Consider the following 8,930-nt stretch of genomic DNA (forward strand, 5'->3'; position numbering starts at 1 on the left):
CAGGCTGGGGCCGCCCGACGGTAGCCGCGCCTGGATTGACGCCCTGCACCATTGCGCCCACCGGGCCAGGGTAACGGATCTCAAGGGCGCCCAGCAACTGGTGAGCGACAACAACCTGGCCGACAGCGTCGATTTCCTCACCGCCCTGGAAGCGGTGCTGGAGGTGCTCCCCATCTCCGCCCGTTACGCCGGTTTTGACCCGGTGAAAGCCGCCAGGCCGGCCGCATCCGATTTTGAAGCCCTGGAAAACTTGCGCCGGCTCATGTTTGCCGAGCAGGTGGCCACCCCCAAACAACTGGAGTTGGCCATGGGGGACCAGCCCGTCGGTTGACGGCTCGGTTGGAGGCTTGCTTACGATAGTGCTCAGGACTGAGCCTCGCTGCAAGATTGAACAGTCGCAAGAACCTCCAGTCAGAATAAATCGGAATGAGTCCCGGTTCTTTCTAAAATTAATCGATTTTGTTTAATGACCCATATCAATACCCAATCTGGTTCAATATGGCATTCCCAACGACCTTTATATTTTCCTTGTAGTTTATGTTGTTTGTACTTCGGTTCTAGCCTTCTTCCCCAACGTAATGCCCTGATAACAAATTCTAGTTTATCAATATCTTTCCTTCTTTTTCTGCAACGCTCAAAATCATTGTCATACTTTTTGGTGACAACTATAACATACGGAACTGTCATAATCTATAATGGCTTAATAGCTTTATTTATTGCTAAAGTAGTGTTTTTCAAAATCTTCAAAACTATTATAGTAAATCAAATCTTCATCTCTATCAGTTTTTTCAAATACTTCTCTTGTTTCTGCATTTGGAGTCAAAGACGAAAAAACGTCTTCACTGCTGGAGACTTGTGTCCCTGGCGCCGTTGAGGAAGGGATTGGAGAAGTGGGAGTCATTTTTACTGCACCTGACAAGGCCCTAAGGATAGCTATCTATCCACCCTGACACCATAGACTCAAACTCGTCCACTCCTTATATGCCAGAAATCCAACTGGCGCCTGTCCCTTGACCAGCTTCTTCGTCACTGGGTTCTCGAACCACCTGGGAACCCTTGCACTCGGCTTCTAGCAGCTTTGTGGAACGGGAAAAGGCGGACTCGCGGGCCGGTGAAAACCAGCCCAGGCGCGAGGATGGAGACATCATGGTGGTGGGACAAGAACCCTTTCTGAAGGGTAGGGGTAGCAGTATGATCTCTCAAAGCAGTGGGAACGTTGGCAGTGATCCGGTTGGCTGAGGGGTGAATTGCCATGGCGGGGCTTGCTGATCATCCCTGGAAGCGACGTTTCAGCAGCTCCAGGGAGAGTTTGCTGGAGGGTTTCTACAGACCGGCGCTCATGGATGGGGTGCGCTATTGGCGCAGTACGGGCTATTTCACCAGCCGCGCCCTGCTCCAGGTGCTGGACGGGGTGGAACAGCTTGTGGCCGCCACGCCGGATGGCCGTGGTCACGGTCAGATGCGGTTGATCACCGGCGTTTTCCTCAGCCGGCAGGACGTTGCCGCCATTGCCGGGGGCGCGGCGGCGGAGCAGGTGCTGAGCAATCACATGGCGCAGGCGTTCCCCTTCCGGCGCGTGCAACCGGGGGGTGAGAGTGACGAGGCGCGGGGGGCCGAACTGCTGGCCTGGCTGGTGGAGCAGGGCCACCTGGAGATTCGTGTGGCCCTGCCCCTCCACAACGGGCAGGTGGCCAACGACGGGGCCATTTTCCACGCCAAGGAGGGCATCATCGAAGACCGCCATGGCCAGCGCTTGGCGTTCACCGGCAGCGTCAACGAAACCCCCACCGGCTGGAGCAGTAACTACGAGTCCTTCACCACGTTCTGTTCCTGGCGGCCCGGTGGGGAGGAGGGCGTTGACGATTTGGAGGCCGGCTTTCTGCGCCTCTGGGAGAACCGGGACAGGGGCGCCCGCACCTTCACCCTGCCCGATGCCGTCCGCCAGGAGTTGGCCATTTTCCAGCCCACGGAAGGGTTGCCCCGGCGCCTCAAGCTCCACGTCAAGACGGCGCCACCGGCCGAGCCCCAGCCGGAGTTGGCTGCCACCGCCCCGTCGGACATTAACGAGCGCCGTCGCATTGTCTGGAATTACGTGCTCCATAGCGCCGCCCGTGACCTGCCCGGTAGTGAGCGGGTGGGGGAAGCCACCAGCGCCGTCACCCCATGGCCCCATCAGCACAGGGCTTTTCAGCGGCTCTGGCAACATTGGCCGCCCCGGCTGCTCATCGCCGACGAGGTGGGCCTGGGCAAAACGGTGCAAGCCGGTCTGTTGCTGCGCCAGGCCTGGTTGAGCGGCAGGGGGAAACACATCCTGGTGATGACGCCCGCCTCCATCCTCAAGCAGTGGCAGCGGGAGCTGCGGGAGAAGTTCGCCCTCGACTGGCCCATCTACACCGGCAAGGCTCTGGAGTGGCAGGCCACGCCTTTGCGGCCCGACGGTATGTCCCGGCCGGTGGACCGCTCCCGATGGACGACGGAACCCTGTGTGCTGGTTTCCAGTCATCTGCTGCGCCGCCGGGATCGGCAACAGGAGCCGCTGACGGCGGCGCCGTGGGATCTGGTGGTGCTGGACGAAGCCCACCACGCCCGCACCCGTCGCAACCCCAGCAGCCGCGGCGCCGACCGCCGCCGGCCCAACACCATGATGCAACTCATGGAACAACTCCGGTCCCGCACCCGGGGGTTGTTGCTGCTCACCGCCACCCCCATGCAGGTGAGTCCCCTGGAGGTGTGGGATCTGTTGAATCTGCTGGGCCTGCCACCCCAATGGACGGAGGAGACCTTCACCAACTTTTTTCAATGGGTGGAGCAGAAGAACCCGGACGACGCCATCCTGGCCGCCCTGGCTGGGCTGTGGCAAACCACTGTGGGGCGTTTTGGCGAGGCGCCGTCTTCGGTCTGGCCGGAGACCTTGCGCAACTCCTCCATCAAGCGCCGCAAGGCGTTGCGCGCCCTGGGGGACCGGGATCCCCTCTCCCGTCGCAACCTGGATGTTGAGTTGCGCCGCGCCGTCCTGGCGCTGGCCAGGCGCTGGACACCGGTGCAGGGCTTGATCTCCCGCCACAGCCGCAATCTGCTGCGGGCCTACCGGCGGCAGGGGGCCATGGATCTGGCCATCGGCCAACGGCGCGTGGAGGACCGCTTCCTGGAGAGCAGCCCCCAGGAACGGGATCTCTACGACGCGGTGGAGGACTTCATCTCCACCCAGTACGCCAAGTGCGCCGAGGCTGGCGCCCGGAACAGATCCGCCGTGGGCTTCGTGATGACCATCTACCGGCGCCGGCTGGCCAGCAGCGTGGCGGCCCTGGCGGCCACCCTGGACAGGCGCCTGACCGGCCAACTTCAACAACCGGACGAGGAGGACATGGCCGCCGGCGAAGGGGAAGACTTTGGCGGTGATCTCCCCATGGACGCCGAGGGGATGGAGCGCGCTCTTGAGGCCAGGATGCTGCAGGGGGAGCGCCGCGCCGTCACGGCGCTGCTGGAGCAGGCCCGGCCCCTGGCGGGTCAGGAGAGCAAGGGGAACGCCCTGTGGCGCGCCCTGGATGAGTTGCGAGCAGACGGCTACCGCCAGGTGATGGTTTTCTCCCAATACACCGACACGGTGGAGGCCCTCAAGCAATTGCTGGTGGCGGCAGGCCACACCAGCCTGATGGCCTTCACCGGCAAGGGGGGCCAGTTCCTTGACAGGGGAGGAGTGTGGCAACCCCTCACCCGGGACGACACGAAAAAGCGTTTCCGGGAAGGGGCAGCCTCCATTCTTCTCTGCACCGATGCCGCCGCCGAAGGCCTCAACCTCCAGTTCTGCGGCGCCCTGATCAACTACGACATGCCCTGGAATCCCATGCGGGTGGAGCAGCGCATTGGCCGCATCGACCGCATCGGCCAATGCCATCCGGACATGCGGATTATCAACCTGCACCTGGAAGGCACCGTGGAGGCCGACGTGTACAAGGCCCTCAAGGGACGCATCCGGATGTTTGAGCAGGTGGTGGGGACGTTGCAGCCGATCCTGGCCGAGGCCGCCTCCGTCGCCATTGGTCGAGCCGTCATGGTGGGCCGGGAGCACCGCCTGCAGGCTCGCGAAGCCGCTGTGGCGGCAGTGCGGCAGGCGCCGGAGATCCGTGGCTTTGATCCGGTGGATGATGCACTGCACGATCTGGAGGCCATCAAGCAGGCGGTCAGCCAGTTGCAACCCTCTCCCCTGGACTTGCAGGATCTGGAGGCCATCCTTGAGCGCCCCGAGTTGCTGCCGCCCGGCTGTGGCGCCCGCAGGATCGGCCGGGACTTCGCCTGGACCCAGCCCGGTCTGCAGCAGGAACTCCGCGTCACCTGTGATCCCGTCTACTACGACCACCACAGCGAGAGCTGTGATCTATGGGTTCCCGGCAGTTCCCTGTTCCCATTGCAGCGGGCCATGGCGCTGGTGGGGAGTGACGGGGGGAACAGTTGTTCCCGCCAGGATTTCCTGCAGGCTCTGGGTGGATCAGGCTAGGCAGCGCCGGGGCCACAGGACTCCCATTGTCGGGGATCAGAACCGCACCCGGGGATCAATCCAGGCCACCACCACGTCCACCGCCACGGTGACGGCCACCACCAGGGCCGCCACCACCACCACCACACCCTGAACCACGGGGTAGTCCCGCTGGCTGATGGCCTGTTGCAGCCGCAGGGCCACCCCCGGCCAGGAAAAGGTCACCTCGATGAGCAGGGCGCCGCCAATGAGGGAGGCCACGGTGATGCCCCCCAGTGTCAGGACGGGCAGCAGGGCGTTGGGGAGGGCATGGCGTCTGATGATGCGCCACTCCCTCAGCCCGCGACTACGGGCGGCTTCCACGTAGTCCGAGCGCAGGGCGCGGCGCAGGTTCAGCCGCAGCACCTTCTCGAAAATGCCACTCAGCAGCAGACCCAGGGTGAAGGCGGGCAGGGCCAGGTGCCGCAGACTGGCCAGCAGGGCCGTGCCGTCCCCCGCCAGCAGGGCGTTGATCAGGTAGAAGCCGGTGGGTTGCTCCGGGGGGGACAGGGTGGCGGGGAAGCGCCCCCCCACCGGGAGCCAATGGAGCCACACCGCAAAACACAACTGCAACACCATGGCGGCCCAGAAGGGGGGGAGGGCATAGGAGCCGATGCCGAAGAGGCGGCCCGCCAGATCCACGGATCCCTCCGGCTTGGCGGCGCCGCTGAACCCCACCGCCAGCCCCAGCACCGCCCCCAGCAGCAGACCCATGCACCCCAGTTCGATGGTGGCCGGCAGACTGGCTTTGATGATCTGCCCCACCGCCTCCTGACTGGCCAGGGAAGTGCCCAGATGGCCGCCGATAAGGTCTCGCAGATAGGTGACGTACTGCACCGCCAACGGCTGATTCAGCCCCAGTTGGACCCGTAGGGCCTCCCGGGCGGCCGGGGTGGCGCGAAGACCCAGCAGCGCATCGACGGGATCCCCGGGGGCCACCCGCAGCAGCAGAAACACCAGGCTGGCAATGATCCAGAGCATGACGGGCGCCAGGGCCAGCCGCGCCGCCACATAGCGGAGAAGATCCCGGCGCAGCACCATGGAGGCGGTTAGCGACCCAGGGCTTCCAGGCGCAGCCAGCCGGACCCGTCATAACCCAGCCCCGTCACGGACGCCTGGGACCAGGCCCGGTTGCGGCCTTGCCAGATGGGGATATAGGGCACGCCAGCGGCGATGCGCTCCTGCAGGGCCATCAGGGTTTCCTGGCGCTGATCCGGTGGCTGGTTCTGCTGGTCCGCCAGAAGGCGGTCCGCCTCGTGGTCAAACCAGAATACGCCGCCGTAGACCGCATCCCCTTTGGTGCAGACGCTGCCCTTGTGCTCATCACAGCCAATCATGGGCCGCAGGTAGTTCTCCGGATCCAGAAAATCCGGCGCCCAGTTGTACATCACCATGGTGAAGGCCCCCTTGTCCAACTGGTCATAGACGGTTGTGGACTCCAGACCGTCAATCTCCATGGCCAGGCAATCCCCCAGCTTCTCCGCCAGAAACTCCTGCCATGTGAGGGCCAGGAGCCCGTCGGTGGGCACGTTGGCGCGGTAGGTGAACTTCACCGCCAAGGGGTTGCCCTGGCAGTAGCCGGCGGTGGTCAGCAGTTGCCGGGCCTGCTCAATGTCCAACCCCGGCCATGTGGGCTGCGCGGCGGGGAACAGGTCCGGGATCAAGCTGCGCAGGGGGGTGTTCAATCCCTTGCTGGCCCGCTCGCTCAGCAGGGACCGGGGCAGGGCATGGGCCAACGCCTGGCGCACCATCACTTGATCCAGAGGGGGGCGGTCCGTGGCCAGGGCCAGCACCTCAATGGTTTGCGGCGGGCTGGAGGCGGTGGCCAAGCGACCCGCCGCGGCCTCTTTCTCCAATTCCAACTGGTGCTCCGCCTCAAGGCTTGAGGAGAGCAACACGTCCACCTCGCCGTTCTTCAGCGCCCCGAACAGGGCGGTGGAGTTCTCCAGGCTCACCAGATCAAGGCGGGCGCTGCGGGCCGGCTCACCCCAGTAGCCGTCAAACCGTTCCAGACGGTGCTGGGTTCCGTCGGCGCTGCGGGAAACCAGGCGGTAAGGTCCTGTGCCCACAAAGCCATCCGCCGGCAAGCAGAGCTCATTCGCTGCCTCGGTCTCGGCCGACCCATCGACAGGACATGGCTCATAGGCGCTGGCGGGAACCGGCGTGAGCCCGGCAAAGCTGAGCAGGTTGCGGAAGGGGGTATAGGGCTTCCGCAGTTCCAGCTCCAACTCCAGAGGACCCGTAACCGTGATGGACTCCACATCATCCAGCAGGTAGCTGAGGGATCCGCCCCCATCCCGGAACCGCTGCAGGCTGAAGGCCATGGCCTCCGCATCCAGGGGGCTGTCATCATGGAAACGCACGCCGTCCCGCAGGGTGACGGTCACCCGCAGACCATCGGCGCTCACCTGGGGCGGCGCCGCAGCAAGGCGGGGGATCAGCTCCCCGGTCTCGCTCAGGGCATAGAGGGGGTCCCCCAGCACCCGAATCAGTTGCAAGGGGCGGGTTTGATAAGCCTTGGCGGGATCCAGGGCGCTGATGGCCCCCTTGACGCCCACCACCAGGTGATCCGGGGCGCGGGTGGGGGCGCAGGCCGTTGCCCCCACCCCCAGAAGGACCGCCAGCAGGAGTGGCCAAGGTTGCTCACGCTTAGCCATGGGCATCCACAATCCTCGTCTGGTGTTGACGGCGCTCAGGGGTTGGGCAGGTGAGGCCCACCATCACGTTGCCCAGGTCTTCCTCGAAGACGGGTGTGTTTTTTTCCTGTAAAGGCCATGGCCGCAGCCAGCAGCGGTTATGCAGGTTGTCAATGGCGATGACTTGGTAGGTCCGCTCATCAAGTCGCAGTCGCACACAGTCGCCCTGGTTAATGACCATGACTACAGGAACAGTGATTGCTGTACCCAGATTGCCACCTGGCCGGCCGTGAACGTGCCGAATAGAACACTTTTTTGGGTTTTTTGCGTCCAGGTTCTGACTTCTTGACAAAGAATGGTCTGTTTCCCGGCCCCCTCAGAGGGTGCGCAGGCAACAGGCAATGGAGATCACGCTGTCCAGTTGCTCCAGGGCCGCCAGGGACCGGCGGAAACGGGCCTCCTGCACCTGCTGGGTGACCACCACCACCTCGGCTTCTTCCGGGTTGCTGTTGACCTGGATGATGCTCTGGATGCTCACACCCTCCGCCCCGAAGCCGGCGCCGATCTGACCAATGACGCCAGGGTGATCCTGCACCTTGAGGCGCACATAGTTGCTGTGGCTGGTCAATTGGTCGTCCGCGAGGCGGCACTGGCGCCAGCTTACGGCAGCCAGGAGCGGGTCAAGGCCGGCATGGCTGCCATGGGCCACCTCCCGGATGGCGGCGATGTTGAGCATATCCGCCACCACGGCGCTGGCCGTGGGTCCGGATCCTGCCCCAGGCCCGTAGAACATCACCTGTCCCACCGGCTCCCCTTCCACCAACACGGCATTGTTCACACCCTTCACCCCGGCGATGGGGTGATCCCTGGGCACCAGGGTGGGGTGAACATGGACATCCAGCATCTGGACTCCGTCCCTGTCCTGTTCCAGGCGGGCCGCGGTGGCCAAGAGCTTGAGGGTGTAGCCCAGTTGATCGGCATAGGCCAGATCCGTGGCCTGCAGGTGGTGAATGCCTTCCGTGGGCACTTGCCGCCGCTGCACCAGCCCCCCATAGGCCAGCCCCGCCATGATGGTGATCTTGTCGGCGGCGTCATGGCCTTCCACGTCGGCCGTGGGGTTCGCCTCCGCATAGCCCAGGGCCTGGGCATCCGCCAACACGTCGGCAAACGCCGCCCCCTCGCTGGCCATACGGGTGAGGATGTAGTTGGTGGTGCCGTTAATGATGCCGATGATCCGCTGAATCCGATTGGCCCCCAGGGATTGCTTGAGGGGTTCGATGATGGGAATCCCCCCCCCACGGCCGCCTCCATCAGCACGTAGACGCCCGCCTGGGCGGCTGCCCCGTTGATCTCCACCCCATGGTGGGCGATCACCGCCTTGTTGGCGGTGACCACCGGCTTGCCCATGCCGATGGCCTGCAGGATGAGGGAACGGGCCGGCTCCAATCCCCCCAACATCTCCACCACCACGTCAACGGCGGGATCAGTCACCACCGCCTCCAGTTGATCGGTGAGGCAGCCGGTTGGGAGGGGAATGGCGCGGGGCTTCTCCAGGTGGCGCACCCCGATTTTTCGCAACTGAAGCTGCCTCACAAGGGGTTGGCGGCCCTCCGGGTTCAGCAGGATCCCGGCCACGCCGGTTCCCACGGTTCCGAGTCCAAGAAGTCCGACGCCAAGGCTCATTCGCTGTTCACCTGAGCCCCCATCCTAACGGTGAGCCTGGGGGCCTTCCGGCTCTTCTGCGCCAAGTCCTGGGGGATGCGGGCCGCCTGCAACGGACT

At 64.1% G+C, this 8,930-nt stretch carries 6 protein-coding genes and 2 pseudogenes; 2 read left to right on the top strand and 6 right to left on the bottom strand.

From position 1 onward, the window contains the following. A pseudogene (locus BG35_RS10155) lies at positions 1 to 331 on the top strand (DUF1156 domain-containing protein); the annotation flags it as partial. Between the two features lie 80 nt (positions 332 to 411). On the opposite strand, the gene BG35_RS14095 reads toward BG35_RS10155, so the two are convergent. Both BG35_RS14095 and BG35_RS12640 read right to left on the bottom strand, forming a co-directional pair. Then, positions 412 to 687, bottom strand: coding sequence for a type II toxin-antitoxin system YafQ family toxin (locus tag BG35_RS14095; RefSeq protein WP_071994778.1), 276 nt, complete (start codon positions 685 to 687; stop codon positions 412 to 414). A 22-nt stretch (positions 688 to 709) separates the two neighbouring features. Further along, positions 710 to 919, bottom strand: coding sequence for a hypothetical protein (locus tag BG35_RS12640; protein WP_161632524.1), 210 nt, complete (start codon positions 917 to 919; stop codon positions 710 to 712). Between the two features lie 333 nt (positions 920 to 1,252). On the opposite strand from BG35_RS12640, the gene BG35_RS0103815 reads away from it, so the two are divergent. After that, complete coding sequence (locus tag BG35_RS0103815) at positions 1,253 to 4,495, top strand: DEAD/DEAH box helicase (RefSeq protein WP_025781778.1); 3,243 nt, start codon at positions 1,253 to 1,255, stop codon at positions 4,493 to 4,495. A 36-nt stretch (positions 4,496 to 4,531) separates the two neighbouring features. On the opposite strand, the gene BG35_RS0103820 is transcribed toward BG35_RS0103815, so the two are convergent. The 4 genes and pseudogenes from BG35_RS0103820 to BG35_RS10165 all read right to left on the bottom strand — a co-directional run bounded on the left by BG35_RS0103820 (position 4,532) and on the right by BG35_RS10165 (position 8,832). Next, positions 4,532 to 5,554 carry an ABC transporter permease gene (locus tag BG35_RS0103820; protein ID WP_025781779.1) on the bottom strand — a complete coding sequence of 341 codons (1,023 nt, stop codon included), beginning with the start codon at positions 5,552 to 5,554 and terminating at the stop codon, positions 4,532 to 4,534. Positions 5,555 to 5,562: 8 nt separating this feature from the next. Continuing rightward, positions 5,563 to 7,170, bottom strand: coding sequence for an ABC transporter substrate-binding protein (locus BG35_RS0103825; RefSeq protein ID WP_152535160.1), 1,608 nt, complete (start codon positions 7,168 to 7,170; stop codon positions 5,563 to 5,565). Next, positions 7,163 to 7,390: a DUF8657 domain-containing function gene (locus BG35_RS13580; RefSeq protein ID WP_025781781.1), complete on the bottom strand. Its 228-nt coding sequence runs from the start codon at positions 7,388 to 7,390 to the stop codon at positions 7,163 to 7,165. The genes BG35_RS0103825 and BG35_RS13580 overlap by 8 nt, the downstream gene beginning before the upstream one ends. A gap of 135 nt (positions 7,391 to 7,525) precedes the next feature. Then, positions 7,526 to 8,832 (bottom strand): annotated as a pseudogene (locus BG35_RS10165) (homoserine dehydrogenase). Positions 8,833 to 8,930 lie beyond the last annotated feature (98 nt).

It is taken from the genome of Candidatus Synechococcus spongiarum SH4 (assembly GCF_000586015.1).
Lineage (GTDB): Bacteria > Cyanobacteriota > Cyanobacteriia > PCC-6307 > Cyanobiaceae > Synechococcus_B > Synechococcus_B spongiarum_F.

Excerpts from the sequence above, each read along its gene's own strand:
- BG35_RS14095 (WP_071994778.1), bottom strand. The coding sequence starts at position 687 with ATGACAGTTCCGTATGTTATAGTTGTCACCAAAAAGTATGACAATGAT.
- BG35_RS0103815 (WP_025781778.1), top strand. The coding sequence starts at position 1,253 with ATGGCGGGGCTTGCTGATCATCCCTGGAAGCGACGTTTCAGCAGCTCC.
- BG35_RS0103820 (WP_025781779.1), bottom strand. The coding sequence starts at position 5,554 with ATGGTGCTGCGCCGGGATCTTCTCCGCTATGTGGCGGCGCGGCTGGCC.
- BG35_RS0103825 (WP_152535160.1), bottom strand. The coding sequence starts at position 7,170 with ATGGCTAAGCGTGAGCAACCTTGGCCACTCCTGCTGGCGGTCCTTCTG.
- BG35_RS13580 (WP_025781781.1), bottom strand. The coding sequence starts at position 7,390 with ATGGTCATTAACCAGGGCGACTGTGTGCGACTGCGACTTGATGAGCGG.